The 15,648-nt window shown below is 62.6% G+C and carries 15 protein-coding genes; 13 read left to right on the plus strand and 2 right to left on the minus strand.

What is annotated here, in order from left to right; all coding sequences use genetic code 11:
- Window positions 1-46: 46 nt before the first annotated feature.
- Together K6M89_RS17055 and K6M89_RS17060 are read left to right on the plus strand one after the other, a co-directional pair.
- Window positions 47-1,027, plus strand: coding sequence for a complex I NDUFA9 subunit family protein (locus K6M89_RS17055; RefSeq protein WP_097579456.1), 981 nt, complete (start codon window positions 47-49; stop codon window positions 1,025-1,027).
- Window positions 1,028-1,308: 281 nt separating this feature from the next.
- Window positions 1,309-1,461, plus strand: coding sequence for a hypothetical protein (locus K6M89_RS17060; protein ID WP_096771293.1), 153 nt, complete (start codon window positions 1,309-1,311; stop codon window positions 1,459-1,461).
- A gap of 233 nt (window positions 1,462-1,694) precedes the next feature.
- Here the strand turns inward: K6M89_RS17060 and K6M89_RS17065 are convergent, their stop codons facing one another.
- A complete protein-coding gene (locus K6M89_RS17065; RefSeq protein WP_222140246.1) occupies window positions 1,695-2,492 on the minus strand; it encodes an undecaprenyl-diphosphate phosphatase in 798 nt (265 codons plus the stop codon).
- Between the two features lie 235 nt (window positions 2,493-2,727).
- Between K6M89_RS17065 and K6M89_RS17070 the strand changes: the two genes are divergently transcribed.
- From K6M89_RS17070 to K6M89_RS17110, 9 genes are all read left to right on the plus strand, one after another.
- Window positions 2,728-3,420 (plus strand): glutathione S-transferase family protein, encoded by a 693-nt coding sequence (locus K6M89_RS17070; RefSeq protein ID WP_097579452.1) that lies wholly within the window; start codon window positions 2,728-2,730, stop codon window positions 3,418-3,420.
- Between the two features lie 12 nt (window positions 3,421-3,432).
- Entirely contained in the window at window positions 3,433-4,593 is a 1,161-nt protein-coding gene (gene queG, locus K6M89_RS17075) for a tRNA epoxyqueuosine(34) reductase QueG (RefSeq protein WP_222140247.1), read from the plus strand.
- A complete protein-coding gene (locus K6M89_RS17080) occupies window positions 4,584-5,453 on the plus strand; it encodes an SDR family oxidoreductase (RefSeq protein ID WP_222140248.1) in 870 nt (289 codons plus the stop codon). Before queG ends, K6M89_RS17080 begins: the two co-directional genes overlap by 10 nt.
- Window positions 5,454-5,850: 397 nt before the next feature.
- Window positions 5,851-6,213: a septal ring lytic transglycosylase RlpA family protein gene (locus tag K6M89_RS17085; RefSeq protein ID WP_097579449.1), complete on the plus strand. Its 363-nt coding sequence runs from the start codon at window positions 5,851-5,853 to the stop codon at window positions 6,211-6,213.
- A gap of 172 nt (window positions 6,214-6,385) precedes the next feature.
- The gene (locus tag K6M89_RS17090; RefSeq protein WP_222140249.1) at window positions 6,386-7,675 is read left to right on the plus strand and encodes an RsmB/NOP family class I SAM-dependent RNA methyltransferase; all 1,290 of its coding nucleotides are present in this window, start codon (window positions 6,386-6,388) and stop codon (window positions 7,673-7,675) included.
- 273 nt (window positions 7,676-7,948) lie between these two features.
- Complete coding sequence (locus K6M89_RS17095) at window positions 7,949-9,223, plus strand: imelysin family protein (RefSeq protein WP_222140250.1); 1,275 nt, start codon at window positions 7,949-7,951, stop codon at window positions 9,221-9,223.
- 47 nt (window positions 9,224-9,270) lie between these two features.
- Window positions 9,271-11,004: a di-heme oxidoreductase family protein gene (locus K6M89_RS17100; RefSeq protein ID WP_222140251.1), complete on the plus strand. Its 1,734-nt coding sequence runs from the start codon at window positions 9,271-9,273 to the stop codon at window positions 11,002-11,004.
- Window positions 11,004-12,104 carry an imelysin family protein gene (locus tag K6M89_RS17105; RefSeq protein WP_222140252.1) on the plus strand — a complete coding sequence of 367 codons (1,101 nt, stop codon included), beginning with the start codon at window positions 11,004-11,006 and terminating at the stop codon, window positions 12,102-12,104. The genes K6M89_RS17100 and K6M89_RS17105 overlap by 1 nt, the downstream gene beginning before the upstream one ends.
- Window positions 12,105-12,108: 4 nt before the next feature.
- Complete coding sequence (locus tag K6M89_RS17110) at window positions 12,109-13,206, plus strand: DUF1513 domain-containing protein (RefSeq protein ID WP_222140253.1); 1,098 nt, start codon at window positions 12,109-12,111, stop codon at window positions 13,204-13,206.
- Here the strand turns inward: K6M89_RS17110 and K6M89_RS17115 are convergent.
- Entirely contained in the window at window positions 13,188-14,264 is a 1,077-nt protein-coding gene (locus K6M89_RS17115) for a DUF2252 family protein (RefSeq protein ID WP_222140254.1), read from the minus strand. The two genes, K6M89_RS17110 and K6M89_RS17115, sit on opposite strands and share 19 nt — an antisense overlap.
- A gap of 220 nt (window positions 14,265-14,484) precedes the next feature.
- On the opposite strand from K6M89_RS17115, the gene K6M89_RS17120 reads away from it, so the two are divergent.
- Window positions 14,485-14,934 (plus strand): PaaI family thioesterase, encoded by a 450-nt coding sequence (locus K6M89_RS17120; RefSeq protein ID WP_010028223.1) that lies wholly within the window; start codon window positions 14,485-14,487, stop codon window positions 14,932-14,934.
- A complete protein-coding gene (locus K6M89_RS17125) occupies window positions 14,931-15,569 on the plus strand; it encodes a 5'-methylthioadenosine/S-adenosylhomocysteine nucleosidase (RefSeq protein WP_222140255.1) in 639 nt (212 codons plus the stop codon). Before K6M89_RS17120 ends, K6M89_RS17125 begins: the two co-directional genes overlap by 4 nt.
- The last annotated feature ends 79 nt before the right edge of the window (window positions 15,570-15,648 follow it).

The raw sequence follows: 15,648 nt of genomic DNA on the forward strand, positions 1-15,648 counted from the left end.
GACGGAGCCGATACAGCATCCCGCACAGCCTTTCGAGGAGCCTGCCATGACCCTTGCCAACCTGCCGCCGCTCGTCACCGTGTTCGGAGGGTCCGGCTTCGTGGGCAGGCACGTTGTTGGGGCGCTGGCCAAGCGCGGTTATCGCATCCGTGTCGCCGTGCGCCGCCCGGATCTCGCCGGTTTCCTGCAGCCGCTCGGCAATGTCGGCCAGATCTCCGTCGTTCAGGCGAACCTGCGTTATCGCAACTCGATCGACCGCGCAGTCGACGGTGCAAGCCACGTCGTCAACTGCGTCGGCATTCTGCACGAGACCGGCCGCAATACCTTCGACGCGGTGCAGGAATTCGGCGGCCGCGCAGTCGCCGAGGCGGCGCGCAATGCCGGCGCGAGCCTCGCCCATATTTCGGCGATCGGCGCCAATGCCAATTCCGATTCGGACTATGGCCGCACCAAGGGCCGCGCCGAAACCGCCATCCTTTCCATCAAGCCCGATGCGGTGATCTTCCGTCCCTCGATCGTCTTCGGGCCGGAAGACAGCTTCTTCAACAAGTTTGCCGACATGGCCCGCATGTCGCCGGTCCTGCCGCTGGTCGGCGGCGGCAAGACGAAATTCCAGCCTGTGTATGTCGAGGATGTCGCCGAGGCCGTCGCCCGCGCCGTCGACGGCAAGGTCGCCGGCGGCAAGGTCTATGAGCTTGGCGGGCCGGAGGTGCTGAGCTTCCGCGAATGTCTCGAGATGATGCTGAAGGCGACGCGCCGCAAGAACTCGTTCATCTCCCTGCCCTTCGGCGTGGCGTCGCTAATCGGCAGCATCGCTTCCCTGGTCCCCTTCGTGACGCCACCGATCACGCCGGATCAAGTGCGCCTGCTGAAGCGCGACAACGTTGTTTCGGCAGAAGCCGAAGCGGAAGGCCGCACCCTGAAGGGTCTCGGCATCGCACCCACCATGCCGGCGTCCGTGCTCGATTCCTATCTGGTGCAGTATCGCCCGCACGGCCAATATACCGGCTCCGGCAAGGCCGCCTGAGCAATTCGAGCCTTCGACGCAACGCCGTTCGCGTATCCCGCGGACGGCGTTTTTTCGTGTTTGTTTGAAGCAAAGCCGGCGCAAGTTTGAAATGTTGTTGTGCCGATCACATCAAGTGCAGTTGCATAAAAGACGCAGCGGAAATTTTGTGGAATTAACGCCAAATTTAGCAGGAACGTTTATTGCTATTTGCCATTCCACTGACTACCAAACCCCGCGCGTCTCCAATGGACTCGACGCCTGCGAAAGCGTGCGGAAATCACTGTGAAAGGCAATACTCGATGGGCAAGTCAATCGCGCTCCTGTTTGCGTGTGCGGCGCTGGTTATCCTTGCAGGCTCCTTCGTCGCGTCCGGTTCGGTCGCAGCGGTAAAAGGCGGCTGCTCGCCGGCCTACGGCGTCGATCCTTGCTCGACGGCTTCGATCAACCATTGACGAAAGGCCGGGCCTCGGCGCCGGTCTCATAAAGACAAACAGCGGCCGGAGCGTCTGAATCAGGACGCTTCCAATGACCGCCCCGTCTTACCCGCTTGAAAAGCAGCGGACGCCACTCTCTCAGATATTGCCAGCAGGCAGTTTGCGCCCCGACCTCAATTCAGTTCGCGACACCCGGCAGGCGATTGCATTCGCGCCTGGGAGATGCGCGAATGCAATGCGGTGGAAATGGCTCAGCCGATCAGGCCGGTGGCGGCCATGCCGAGCAGCAGCACGCCGAGAATGATGCGGTAGATCGCGAACAGGGTGAAACGGTTGCTCCTGATATAGGCGAGCAGCCATTTGACGGCGATGAAGGCGACGATCGTGGAAACAACGAAGGCGATGGCGAGCGCCGTCCAGTCTTCGCCTGCCGCGCCCCCGTCCTTGAAGGTTTTCAGCAGTTCATAACCGCTCGCCGCATACATGGTCGGAATGCCGACGAGAAAGGCGAATTCGGTCGCCGCGGCGCGATTGCCGGTGCCGGCCAGCATGGCGACGAAAATCGTGGCGCCGGAGCGTGACGTTCCCGGGAAGACGCCGGCAACGATCTGGGCGATGCCGACCAGGATGGCGACGAGCCAGGTGACCTCTTTATGGGGCGGCTTACGGGCAGCGGCCCATTCGGCAAAAATCATCCAGATGCCGCCGATGATCAACGCCCAGGCGATCGGCGTCGCGGTCTCCGGCAATTCATAGCCGAGTCTCTTGACGACGAAGCCGAGGATTGCGGTGATGAGAAAGGCGACGATCAGCTTGGCGGCATAGTCGCGGTTCTGCGGCTCGCGCCAGCCCAGCACCAGATCCAGCAGGCGGCGCCAGTAAATGATGGTGACGGCCAGGATGGCGCCCGCCTGGATGACGATGTTGAACATGTCCGACCGGTGGCCAAGCCATTGCTCCACAATGATGAGATGGCCGGTGCTCGAGATCGGCAGAAACTCGGTGATCCCCTCGACGACCCCAAGAATGGCGGCATTGATATAGTCCATAAATTGTCTCCGGTTTAAAGGTCAGTCGGACTTGAACTGCGCTTGAGCCGATCAGGCGCTGCATCTATCCTCATTCGCAAGACGGTTGTTTGTCCCTTGTCAGATGGCGTGAAAGCCGATTCGCTTGTATTGGCCGGGCCAAGCTCCTATAGCTTCAACCAATGAGTCATGACTAGGGCGCTATAAACGAGCTGCCGCAAAGTCCTGTAACAGCAATCATAAAGCCCGAGTATCGATGCCCACGCTTTATCATCATCCCATGTCATCCGCATCTCGCTTCGTCCGGCTAATCCTGGCGGAATACGGCTATCAGGCGGATCTGATCGAGGAGCAGACGTGGGAGAAGCGCCGGGATTTTCTGGCGCTCAATCCGGCCGGCACGCTGCCGGTCTATGTCGACGACAGCATGCGCGCGCTCTGCGGCGCAAGCGTCATTTCCGAATATCTGGACGAGACGCACGGCGTGTTGAAGCGCGACCGGCGGCTCCTTGCCGAGGACCCTTTCCAGCGGGCGGAAATTCGCCGGCTGGCCGAATGGTTCATGCAGAAAATGGAAAACGACGTGACCAAGCCGCTCGCGCGCGAGCGTGTCTACAAGTTGCAGATGACCGCCGATCAGGGCGGCGGAGCACCGGATTCGAAGATTTTGCGCACGGCCCGCGCGAATATCCGCCAGCATATGCGTTATCTGACCTGGCTCGCCGGGTCGCGCCAATGGTTGGCAGGCGAACGGATGAGCTATGCCGATCTCGCTGCCGCCGCCTCGATCTCGATCCTCGATTATCTCGGCGAAATCGACTGGGCCGATGCCCCTGTCGTCAAGGAATGGTATCAGCGGCTAAAGTCGCGCCCCTCCTTCCGGCCGATGCTGACCGAGCGCGTGCGCGGCCTGACCCCGGTTTCGCACTATGCCGATCTGGATTTCTGACGAGGGCTTTTCATGCCCGAAAATGATGACAAAGAGCGACGCCGCCGCGACAATTTGACCGAGTTCGTCCGGGCGGAATCCGCCGCCAAGGGCTTCGATCTCTGCCGCATCACCCGCCCGGACGCGATCCCCGAAGCGAAAGAGCGCCTCGGCCAGTTCATCGATGCCGGGCGCCACGGGACGATGGAGTGGATGGCGGAGACGCGCGAGCGGCGCGGCGATCCGCTGACGCTCTGGAGCGAGGTGCGGTCCGTCGTCGTCTTCGGCCTCAACTACGCGCCCGAGGAAGATCCGCGCGGCATCCTCGGCAAACCGGACAAGGCGGCGATTTCAGTCTATGCCCGCAACCGCGACTATCACGACATCATCAAGGGCCGGCTGAAGGAGATCGCCACGCGCTTTGCGGCGCGGGCCGGCGTCGACGTGAAAGTGTTCGTCGATACCGCGCCGGTTATGGAAAAACCGTTGGCGGCGGCCGCCGGCCTCGGCTGGCAGGGCAAACATACCAATCTCGTCAGCCGCACGCATGGGTCCTGGCTGTTTCTCGGCAGCATGTTCACCACGGCCGATCTTGCCGTCGACGCGCCGGAGGCCGATCATTGCGGCTCCTGCCGCGCCTGCCTCGATGTCTGCCCGACGGCTGCCTTCCCGGCGCCTTACCAGATCGATGCGCGGCGCTGCATCTCCTATCTCACCATCGAGCACAAGGGGCCGATCGACCCCGATCTCAGGCCGCTGATCGGCAATCGCATCTATGGCTGTGACGACTGTCTTGCCGCCTGTCCCTGGAACAAGTTCGCGGCCTCCGCCTCCGAAATGAAACTGAAGGCGCGGGACGATCTTAAGGAACCGTCGATCAGCTTTCTGCTGACGCTCGACGATGCCGCCTTCCGCACCTTCTTCAGCGGTTCGCCGGTGAAGCGGATCGGCCGCGACCGCTTCATCCGCAACGTGCTGATCGCCGCCGGCAATTCCGGCGAGAGGGCGCTCATCGCGCAATGCCGCGTTCTCGCCGGCGATCCCTCGCCGGTGGTGCGCGGCATGGCGGTCTGGGCACTTTCCCGGCTGATGGAGGCTGGCGAATTCTCGGCCTTTGCCGCACAAAGGGTCGATGAGAGCGACGACGACGTATTGACCGAATGGCGGCTGGCAGGAGTGGACCGATGCATGTGATGATCTTTGGCTGCGGCTATTCCGGCGCGGCGATCGCAAAGGCCTTTGCGGGCGAAAAAGTGCGCGTGTCCGGCACCACGCGTTCGGCCGACAAGGTCGAGGCGCTGGGAGCCAACGGCATCGACGCGTTCCTGTTCGACGGCGAGACCATGGACGAGGACTTGCGCCGCGCGCTGGAGAGCGTCACCCATCTCGTGCAGTCGATCGCGCCCGGAAAGGCCGACCCGCTGCTGCGACTGTTGGGCGAAGACAGCGCCCGTCTTCTGCCCCGGCTCGAATGGATCGGCTATCTCTCCACCGTCGGCGTCTATGGCGATCACAAGGGCGCGTGGGTGAGCGAGGAAACGCCCTGCGTGCCGGTTTCCGGGCGGTCGAAGGAGCGGCTCGAGGCCGAACAGGGCTGGCTGGCGATGGGCCGGGAGCGCGGTGTGCCGGCGGCGGTGCTGCGTCTTTCCGGCATTTACGGGCCTGGGCGCAACGCCTTCTGCAATCTGGACAAGGGCACGGCGCGGCGCCTGATCAAGAAGGACCAGGTTTTCAACCGCATCCGCGTCGAAGATATCGGTGCAGCGACCCGCTTCCTGTCGGAACGCGGTCTCGGCGGCATCTATAATCTCACCGACGACCGGCCCGGCCCGCCGCAAGACGTGATCGTCGAGGCAGCGCGGCTGATGGGCGTCGAACCGCCGCCGGAGCAGGCATTTGAGACCGCAGAACTGACGCCGATGGCACGTACCTTCTATGGCGAGAACAAACGTGTTTCGAACGCGAAACTGAAGGCGGCCGGCTTCGCATTTTCCTTCCCGGCCTATCCGATGTCGCTTGCGCAATTGTGGCAGAACGGACACTGGCGCGGCTAGCGCCGGCGGTGCGTGCACTCACCCAAAAGGAGTAGGAAATTCCTACTTTCCGCCAGCGCACGGGAAAATTTCGCCCTATATTATGGTTAACGGCCTTTGAATTTGCCCAAATGTGGCAGTAAATATGGCAAAGTCAGAAAAAAATTTTCGCGATTTTTGTGAACGGCGGGACGGCGACCGCTGCTCCGGAAAATTCATTCGGATTTTAACTGATTTCATTATGTTTTTTCCACACATGACGGCCGCCATCGATTTCCGTCATTATATCAATGAGCTCACAAATGTTACGGTCTGTAACATTCCGTGAACTCAGGCGGCACTTTTTCGCCACTTTTTAACAGATTTAAGCCCCGCCGCCTGCAAGGGCGTGAGTTCAATAGTTGAGGGATACTCTGTTTTGAAGAACATACGTCGTTCTATTATCGCTGCCGTAACTATCGCAGCCTGCTCTTGCCTGCTTCCGGCGGAGAGTTTTGCTGGCAATGGCTGCGGCGGTGCTTCATGGTACGCGCTTCGCTCCAAAACTGCTTCCGGGGAACGTATGAACCCCGCCATCTTGACTGCCGCACATCGTTCGCTCGCGTTCGGCACCAAGGTGAAGGTCACCAACCGCAACAATGGCCGCACCGTCGTCGTCCGCATCAATGATCGCGGGCCGTTCATTCGTGGACGCGTCCTCGATCTGTCGCGCGCCGCCGCCCAGAATATCGGCATGGTGAGCTCGGGCACCGCGAAGGTCTGCTACCAGGTGATCAGCTGAGGCTGACACCCGAAGTGATCAGCTGGGGCTGACAGCGCCGTACAACCGGCTGCGCCCTGACCGGCGCTTGCTCTTGCCGCCAATCGCGGTTACCACGCGGTTGAAACTTGTCAACAATCCGCCCGGCCTGTGCGCGGATCGTTCACACGTCATGGCAACAGGAGATATGTGAATGCGTCTGGGCGGCCGCCTCGAAGGGGCGATTTCTGTGCTCGCGGATATCGACGCCCGCAAGCGGCCAGTCGCCGACGCGCTCAAGGACTGGGGCCTCGCGCACCGCTTTGCCGGTTCCGGCGATCGTGCGGCGATCGGCAACATCGTCTACGACGCCTTGCGCATGCTGCTTTCCCATGCCTGGCTGATGGATGACGACAGCGCTGCAGCCATCGCCCATGCCGTCATGTTCCGCCAATGGGGCTTCACCCCCGATCGTCTCGCCGCCGAACTGGCCGACGATAAGTTTGCACCGCCGCCGCTTTCGGCAGACGCCGTCGCCGCCTTCGCAAGCCGCTCGCTCGACGATGCGCCGCCGCATATTCGCGGCGATATTCCCGAATGGATCCAACCCTCCTTCGAACGGGCCTTCGGCGCCGGCTGGCTTGCCGAGGCGCAGGCGCTCGCGGCGCGCCCGACACTCGATCTGCGCGCCAATATCCTGAAGGCCTCCCGCGACAAGGCCGTCAAGGCGCTCGAACGCGCCGGGGCACATGCTGCGAAGATCGCCCGCTACGGCATCCGGATTGCCGCCGGCGAAGGCGCCTCGCGGCTTCCCAACGTGACAGCCGAGCTTTCGTTCCAGAAAGGCTGGTTCGAAGTTCAGGACGAGGGTTCGCAGATCGTCGCCGATCTGGTGCTCGCCAAGGACGGCGAACAGATTCTCGACTATTGTGCTGGCGGCGGCGGCAAGACGCTCGCCATGGCGGCCGCCATGCAGAACAAGGGACAGGTTCACGCCTACGACGCCGACCGCAAACGGCTGGCGCCGATCATCGAACGGCTGAAGCGGGCGGGCACGCGCAATGTCCAGGTGCACGATGACCCCAGGGGCCTTTCCGGCCTTGCCGGGCGCTGCGACAAGGTGCTGGTCGACGCGCCCTGCACCGGCACCGGCACATGGCGCCGCCGCCCCGATACGAAGTGGCGGCTGACGGCGAAGAACCTCGACGAGCGCACCGCCCAGCAACAGGACGCGCTGGCGCAGGCGAGCGGCTTCGTCAAGCCGGGCGGCGAGCTGATCTATGTCACCTGCTCGGTTCTACCTCAGGAAAACGAGGAACAAGTGCGCCGCTTCGCGGCTGACAATCCCGATTTTCAGATTGTCGGCGCCTTGCCCGCCTGGGACGCGCTCTTTGGAAGAGATGCGCCGCGGCCGCATTCCTCCGACGGCTTGACGGTGACGCTGACGCCTGCTTCCACCGACACGGACGGCTTCTTCTTCTCCCGCATGCAGCGGAAGGGCTGACGCGGCCGCTCCCGTACACAGGCTGCTTTTCAGGCAAACATGCTGCAAAAAGCCGATTTTGCAGCAATCGCTTATCTTAAAATCATTCCAAACTAGAGCGTTTGACACCAGTTTACTTTTGCGCGAAGAGACGGAGCCGATTACAGCGCCGCGCGTCTTATCAGACGCGCAAAGGACGCTGTAACATTTTTGGATTGACGCATCGTGCTTTCCGAAATCGATTACGATTTCGGGCCGATGCGCTCGACGGAAGATCCGTCACAGGAGAGGATCATGAAGCTCAACAAACTTCGCGCAGCCGTGCTGGCGATCGCCCCCGCAGCCTTGCTCGCCCTTCCCGCGCATGCCGCGACCGATGCGGCGGCCGTGGTGAAACATTATGCCGACGTGGCGCATGCGAAATACGAAGACTCGCTGACGACGGCGAAGGCGCTCGATGCCGCGATCGACGCCTTTCTGAAGGCGCCGAACGATGCGACGCTCAAGGCGGCCCGGGAGGCCTGGATCAAGGCCCGCGTCCCCTACCAGCAGACGGAAGTCTATCGCTTCGGCAATCCTGTTGTCGACGAGTGGGAAGGCAAGGTCAACGCGTGGCCGCTCGATGAAGGCCTGATCGACTATGTCGATCCCTCCTACGGCACCGAGAGCGACGAAAACTCCCTCTATGTGGCCAATGTCGTCGCCAACAAGACGATCAAGATCGACGGCAAGGATGTGGACGCCTCGAAGCTGACGCCGGAATTCCTCTCCGGCACGCTTGCCGAGGCCGGCGGCATCGAAGCCAATGTCGCCACCGGCTACCACGCCATCGAATTCCTGCTCTGGGGCCAGGATCTGAACGGCACGGGACCGGGCGCCGGCAACCGCCCGGCCACCGATTACGACCTGAAGAACTGCACGCATGGCAATTGCGACCGCCGCGCCGAGTATCTGAAATCCGCCTCTACGCTGCTGGTTTCCTACCTGCAGGAAATGACCGACAACTGGAAGCCGGACGGGGCTGCGACGAAGAACGTCGAAGCCGATCCGAAGGCCGGACTCGTCGCGATCCTGACGGGCATGGGTTCGCTCTCCTACGGCGAGCTTGCCGGCGAGCGCATGAAGCTCGGCCTGCTGCTACACGATCCTGAGGAAGAGCATGATTGCTTCTCCGACAATACCTACAACTCGCATCTCAACGACGCGATCGGCATCGCCGCTGCCTATACTGGCAACTATACCCGCGTCGACGGCACCAAGCTCAAGGGCCCCTCGCTGCACGACCTTGTCGCCGCCAAGGACAAAGCGCTCGATGCCGAGATGGAAGGCAAGCTCAACAAGACGCTCGATGCGATGAACGCCATGGCCAAGCGCGGTGAGACGGTCGAGAAGTACGACCAGATGATCGGTGAGGGCAACAAGGAAGGCAACGCCGTTGTCCAGGCCGCCATCGACGGCCTGATCGACCAGACGAAGTCGATCCAGCGCGTTATTGCCGCACTCGATCTCGGCACGGTTCAGCTTGAAGGTTCCGACAGCTTGGATAATCCTAACGCCGTCTTCAAATAAGCAAAAAGGCGGGCCGCTTCGGCTTTTGAGGCGGTCCGAACTCTGAAATGCCCTTTATCGCCTCCCTCATTCCTGTGCCCTCAGGAATCCAGCCACGGCGCGTCCGCGTCGTGAATGACTTGCTCAAAGGGGAGTCTTCCGCGCCCAAGGACTTGGGCGCACTGGATTCCTGTGACGAGCACAGGAATGAGGGAGTGGAAAAGGAAGCTCGCGCCAGCACCGTCGAGCTTGCCACTCGGAAAAGTCGCCTCTTCTCGAAACTCCGCATCTCCCTCCGCATCGCTGCCTTCGCCGCGCTTGCAGGCGCGCCTGTGGCTCTTGCCGCCGGTTTCGACCTGCCGGCGAAACGCACCGACCTCTCCGAAGCCGACCTGAAACGCGTCGCCGACGTCACTCGGCCGACCAGGGATTTTTCCAAGGCCGAACAATATGAGGCGATGCAGGCGGGTGGCGCGACCTCGATCGAGCCCGTCAACGAAGACAGCTTCTCGCATATTTCGGCCAATATCCCCTTCGAGGAAGAGCAGAATTTCAAGCTCGGCAATGCGCTCTTCCGCAAGCTCTGGGTTTCCTCGCCCTCCTCGACGCAGGCCTCCGATGGCCTCGGGCCGCTCTTCAACGCTCGCTCCTGCATGAGCTGCCATGTCAATGACGGCCGCGGCAAACCGCCGGAGGGCGGTCCGAGCGCCGTGTCCATGTTCTTGCGGCTTTCCCGCGCAGCCAGGACGCCGGAAGAGGAAAAGGCGATCGCGGGCGCTCACATCCTCAACTTCCCCGATCCGATCTATGGCCATCAGCTGCAGGATCTTGCCGTTCCCGGCCTTGCCGCCGAAGGCCGGATGGCGATCCACTATGATGAGGAGACGGTAACGCTTGGTGACGGCGAAACCGTGTCGCTGCGCCGGCCGCATTATGCGGCGACCGACCTGGCCTATGGACCGCTCGATGCTGCGACGACGATCTCGGCGCGCGCCGCCCCCGCCATGATCGGCCTCGGGCTGATCGAGGCGATCCCCGAGGCCGATCTCCTTGCCCATGCCGACCCTGACGATGCCGATGGCGACGGCATCTCCGGCAAGGCGGCGATCGTCCGCCATCATCGCAGCGGCGAGATCGCGCTCGGCCGGTTCGGCTGGAAGGCGCAGAACGCCACGGTGCGCGACCAGAATGCCGACGCCTTCGCCAACGATATCGGCATCTCCACGCCCGACCACCCGGACGCGCATGGCGATTGCACCAAGGCGGAGGAGAAATGCCTCGAAAAGCCGACCGGCGTGCAGAAACGGCTGGGCGCGGAAGAAGCGCCGGGCCCTATTCTCGACTTCGTGACCTTCTATTCCGAAAATCTTGCCGTTCCGGCGCGCCGCAAGGCGAGCTTCGCCGAGACACTGAAGGGCAAACGGATTTTCTACGAAAGCGGCTGCATTTCCTGCCATGTGCCGAAATTCGTCACCCGCCGGGATTCGCCCGACAAGGCACAGTCCTTCCAACTGATCTGGCCCTATTCCGACTTTCTTCTGCACGATATGGGCGAGGGGCTTGCCGACGGGCAGCAGGTCGGCCTTGCAAGCGGACGTGAATGGCGCACGCCACCGCTATGGGGTATAGGACTGACCCGGACTGTCAGCGGACACAGCTTTTTCCTGCATGACGGCCGCGCGCGGGATCTCACCGAGGCGATCCTCTGGCACGGCGGCGAAGCTGAAAAGGCCCGCAATGCTTTCTCCGCTCTGTCGAGAGACGACAGAGCGGCCCTGATTACATTCCTGGAGTCACTTTGATGCGCCTTTGGCACCCCCTGCTCTGCCTCACTCTGATCGGCCTTGCCACTTCGGCCGCCGCCCAGACCGCCGCTCCTCTGGCAGGGCTGAACGAGGATGCCGTTCCCGCCGTCATGCAGCGCGCTGTCGACGAGGTGATCCGGCCGGGCTATCGCAACATGCAGCAATCGGCCGCCCGGCTGACGACGGCGATGAAGGATCTCTGCGACGGCGGCACGCAGCAGACGCTCGACAAGGCGAAATCGGCCTTCGACGATACGATCCGCTATTGGTCGATCATCGAGATCGTCCAGACCGGACCCGTGATCCAGGACAATCTCTTCGAGCACATCCTGTTTTATCCCGACCGCAAGGGCGTCGGCCTGAAGCAGGTGCAGGCGCTGATCGCCAAGGCCGATCCGAAGGACGCGACGGTCGATGCGATCGCCGGCAAGAGCGTGGCGCTGCAGGGCCTGACGGCGCTGGAATACGTGCTCTACGGCAATGGCTCGGAAAATCTCGTCGGGCAGAAGGGCGGCTTCCGCTGCCTATACGGGGCCGCCGTCGCCGGCAATATCCAGCGCGAGGCCGGCGAAGTCGTCGCCGCCTGGGAAAAGCCGGACGGGGTGCAGGCGAGCTGGAAACATCCCGGCCCGCAGAGCAATGATTTCATGGACAACAAGGAGGCGGTGACCGCGCTGCTCGGCATTCTCGTCCACGGCGCGGAGAACGTCCGCGATCAGCGGCTGGAGCAGTTCTACAAAGGCAAGGACACCTCGCCGCGGCCGCGCATGGCGATCTACTGGCGCTCCAAGAACACCTGGAAATCGATGGCGGCCAATATCGACGGCCTGCGCACGTTGTGGCAGAAGGCCGGCATGGCCGAACTCCTGCCGCCGGACAAAAAGGCGATCGCCGCCTCGATCGACGAGGACTTCAAATCACTGCTCGACAGCGTGCCGAAGCTCAATCCCGACATCGACGCCGCCGTCAGCGATGCCGAGAAGGCCAAGCTCGACACGCTTTTGGCCGAAAGCCGTGATCTGATCACCCGGATCAGCGACGAATATGGCGCGGCCATCGGCCTTTCGGCCGGCTTTTCCTTTTCCGACGGAGACTGATGCGATGATGCAAAGCGCCCCGATCAACCGACGCAGTTTCGTCAAGGCGGCAGGAATAGGCTTCCTGGCGAGCTTGGCGCCAAGGTCGCTGATGGCGCTCGAACGGGCCGATGCGGTGTATGCCTCGGGCATTCGCACGGCAAACAGTTCCTTTGCCATCGCGACCGTGACGGAGCGCGGCGAGATCATCGATCAGGTGGCGCTTCCCGCCCGCGCCCACGGCATGGCCTTCAGCGCCGTCACCGGGAAGACCGTCGCCTTTGCGCGCCGGCCGGGCACCTATGCGATGATCTTCGATCCACGAGATAAGGGCGAGCCGATCGTCATCAATTCCCGCGAAGACCGCCATTTCTACGGGCACGGCGCCTTCTCGCCCGATGGCCGGATCCTCTATGCCAGCGAGAATGATTTCGACGGCAATCGCGGCATGATCGGTCTCTACGACGCAACCGATCGCTTCACCCGCATCGGCGAATACGAGACCTATGGCATCGGTCCGCACGATATGACGGTTTCCGATGACGGCCGCCTTCTCATCGTCGCCAATGGCGGCATCGAGACGCATCCGGATTTCGGCCGCGCCAAGCTCAATCTCGAGGCGATGCAGCCGTCGCTGGCGCTGATCGATGCGGCAACCGGCGCGTTGATCGAAAAACACGTGCTGCCGGCCGAATGGTCGCAGCTGTCGACCCGCCATGTCGACCTCGACGGCGACGGCCGCATCTGGTTCGCCTGCCAGTACGAAGGCCACCGCAAGGAATTGCCGCCGCTCGTCGGCCATTTCGCCAAGGGGGAGGATCTTTCCTTCGTCGCGCTGCCGGAGGAGACGACGCGCAGGCTTGCCAACTATGTCGGGGCGATCGCCGTCAACCGCAGCGAAGGTCTCGTCGGCATCACCTCGCCGAAGGGCGGCGCCTCGGTGACCATCGACGCAAAAACGGGCAAGGTGCTGGTCGAGACCGCCGTTCCAGAGGCCGCCGGCATCGCGCCAGCAAGAGATGGCTTTGCCGTCTCCTCCTATGACGGCGATTTCCTTTCGAGGCGCAGCGATGTCGCCTGGGATCAGCACATCGTCCGGGTCTCTCAGCGGGTGCGCGCATAGGCCTTCTGCTCGGCGCTGACGCTCGATGCCGCGGCCCGCGCCGCCTCATGCAGCCATTCAGGTCCCCGGGCCTGCAAATCCTGCAGGATCGCTGCGACCGCCGCCGCATCATCGGAATGGCAATTGGCGATCTCGAAGCCCATCAAGTCGAGGATTGTCGGCGAAAGCAGGATCTCCGCATGCTTGTCGATCTCGATCTTGCGGCTGTTTGGCGAAAGCCGGCGCACGAGGATGCGCCCGCAGACGCGATAATGAGGATCGGCCGAGCGCGCCCGCCCGGCGGCGATTTCGCCCGCACGGATCGCCACATCAAGCGGCCTGTGGTGAAGCGACCAGGCCGACGGCACCAGCGCCTTCGCCTCGCGCAAGACCGGCCCGCCCTGCCATTCGGCATAGGCGACGAAACGCGGGCGACCGAGGCTGCCGGTACCGGCGTTGCGCGGCTTGGCCGTGAAGGAGCCTGCCCCGGGCGGCAATGCACCCGCAAGCGCCTCGGTATAGGCTGACGGCGCCTTCTTCTTGCCCGCAGGCAGCATTTCGTATTTTTCCCAGAATTCCCGGCGTTCGGAATTCGGCAGCATCAGCGCCTTGCGCAGCCATTTGTGATCGCGTTCGAGGATGACCGGCAGCGGATTTTCAAGGCCTCTGCGATAACCGCCGAGGATCAGCTCGCCGATCATCCGAACCGAGGGACCGTTGCCGTTGCCCGCCAGGATGGCGCTTGCCGCAAGGCGAACGAGATCCAGCGCATAGGGCATAACCGCCGCATCGTCGAAATCATTGACGCCCCAGACGAGCCTGCCCTCGCTATCGCGCCAGGTGCCGAAATTCTCCAGATGCATATCGCCGATCGCCAGCACTTCGGGGGCCCGGCCGAGCTCCGGGCAGATATCGAGGATGACCTCGCACCAGCGCCAATAGGTGGCGCGCAGGAAGCCGAAATCGTCGCTCCGCATCCTCCCGTGCTTTTCCTTAAGATCGTCCTTGACGAGATCGCCCCCGAGCTCGCCGGCCAGCCAGGTCTCGAAATTCCGAACCGATTGCGATATCGTCGTCATGGCGCCGGCGCTCCCTCATTTCGAGATAGGATGCCGGAGAATACCCGCTCAGCGCGAAGCTGCAATCGTCTTCGCAGGGCATGCGGGGCAATAGCACGGCGAAAGGTTGCGCTGGCGACACGCCTTGACGTTTCCATCGCCGTCCGGATCGATTTCAGCAATGTCCAGCTTGTCGAATCCGGCCCGCCATGCCACTTTCCCGGCTTCGAGAGGGGTAGCAATGAGCGAGACTGACAGGGGCGATTTCCGCGCGCGAATCCGCCGCAACTTTGCGCGCCAGGCGGCGATGCAGACGATCGGCGCGGAGTTGACGCGCGTCGAGCACGGCGTCGTCGAAATCGAGCTTCCCTTCGACATTAAACTGACGCAGCAGCACGGCATCCTGCATGCTGGCATCATTTCCGCCGCGCTCGATTCGGCCTGTGGCTTTGCCGCCTACAGCGTGATCGACCCGGAAGCCTCGATCCTGACGATCGAGTTCAAGGTCAATCTCATGTCGCCGGGACGCGGCGAGCGCTTCCTGTTTCGCGGCGAAATCACCAAGCCGGGCTCCACCATCATCGTCGCCGACGGGCGAGGCTACGCGATCAGCGACGGCCCGGCGAAACTCATCGCCTCCATGACCGGAACGATGATGGTGATCCGCGGCAGAGAAGGAATTACAGGATGAAGTTCGAACTGAAATCGGTCGCGGGAAAATCCATGCTGTTCGTCATGGCGGCAGAGGCCGAATACGGCCCCTTCCTGCGCTCGCGCATCGAACCCTTGATGACCGGCGTCGGTCCGGTCGAGGCGGCGGTCGCGCTGACCAAGACGCTGGCGCGGCTCGATGCGGCCGACGAGCTGCCGGATCTCGTCGTTTCCCTCGGCTCGGCCGGCTCGGCGAAACTGGAACAGACTGAAATTTATCAGGTAACCTCAGTTTCCTACCGCGACATGGACGCCTCGCCGCTCGGCTTCGAAAAGGGCAGGACGCCCTTCCTCGACCTGCCGGCGACGCTCGAGCTGCCGCTGCGCATTCCGGGCATTGCCGAAGCGAGCCTTTCCACGGGCGGCAATGTCATCTCGGGTGCTGCCTATACCGACATTGACGCCGACATGGTCGATATGGAGACCTATGCGGTGCTGCGCGCCTGCCAGGGCTACAAGCTGCCGCTGATCGGCCTGCGCGGCATTTCCGACGGCGCCGTCGAGCTGCAGCACATCTCCGGCTGGACCGAATATCTGCATATCGTCGACCGCAAGCTCTCCTACGGCGTCGACAGCCTGTTCACGGCGCTGGAAGACGGGGTTTTCTGGTTCTAAGCGGGCAAGTGCTGCGCGTCTTATCGGACGCGGGGACAATCGGAACAATAAAAACCCGATGCCGCCGATTTCCCCGATT

Source organism: Rhizobium croatiense (assembly GCF_019793465.1).
In the GTDB taxonomy this organism is placed as follows: Bacteria; Pseudomonadota; Alphaproteobacteria; order Rhizobiales; family Rhizobiaceae; genus Rhizobium; species Rhizobium croatiense.

What these genes read in the sequence shown, in the direction of transcription:
- K6M89_RS17055 (WP_097579456.1), top strand. Translation starts at nt 47, where the DNA reads ATGACCCTTGCCAACCTGCCGCCGCTCGTCACCGTGTTCGGAGGGTCC.
- K6M89_RS17060 (WP_096771293.1), top strand. Translation starts at nt 1,309, where the DNA reads ATGGGCAAGTCAATCGCGCTCCTGTTTGCGTGTGCGGCGCTGGTTATC.
- K6M89_RS17065 (WP_222140246.1), bottom strand. Translation starts at nt 2,492, where the DNA reads ATGGACTATATCAATGCCGCCATTCTTGGGGTCGTCGAGGGGATCACC.
- K6M89_RS17070 (WP_097579452.1), top strand. Translation starts at nt 2,728, where the DNA reads ATGCCCACGCTTTATCATCATCCCATGTCATCCGCATCTCGCTTCGTC.
- queG (WP_222140247.1), top strand. Translation starts at nt 3,433, where the DNA reads ATGCCCGAAAATGATGACAAAGAGCGACGCCGCCGCGACAATTTGACC.
- K6M89_RS17080 (WP_222140248.1), top strand. Translation starts at nt 4,584, where the DNA reads ATGCATGTGATGATCTTTGGCTGCGGCTATTCCGGCGCGGCGATCGCA.
- K6M89_RS17090 (WP_222140249.1), top strand. Translation starts at nt 6,386, where the DNA reads ATGCGTCTGGGCGGCCGCCTCGAAGGGGCGATTTCTGTGCTCGCGGAT.
- K6M89_RS17095 (WP_222140250.1), top strand. Translation starts at nt 7,949, where the DNA reads ATGAAGCTCAACAAACTTCGCGCAGCCGTGCTGGCGATCGCCCCCGCA.
- K6M89_RS17100 (WP_222140251.1), top strand. Translation starts at nt 9,271, where the DNA reads ATGCCCTTTATCGCCTCCCTCATTCCTGTGCCCTCAGGAATCCAGCCA.
- K6M89_RS17105 (WP_222140252.1), top strand. Translation starts at nt 11,004, where the DNA reads ATGCGCCTTTGGCACCCCCTGCTCTGCCTCACTCTGATCGGCCTTGCC.
- K6M89_RS17110 (WP_222140253.1), top strand. Translation starts at nt 12,109, where the DNA reads ATGATGCAAAGCGCCCCGATCAACCGACGCAGTTTCGTCAAGGCGGCA.
- K6M89_RS17115 (WP_222140254.1), bottom strand. Translation starts at nt 14,264, where the DNA reads ATGACGACGATATCGCAATCGGTTCGGAATTTCGAGACCTGGCTGGCC.
- K6M89_RS17120 (WP_010028223.1), top strand. Translation starts at nt 14,485, where the DNA reads ATGAGCGAGACTGACAGGGGCGATTTCCGCGCGCGAATCCGCCGCAAC.
- K6M89_RS17125 (WP_222140255.1), top strand. Translation starts at nt 14,931, where the DNA reads ATGAAGTTCGAACTGAAATCGGTCGCGGGAAAATCCATGCTGTTCGTC.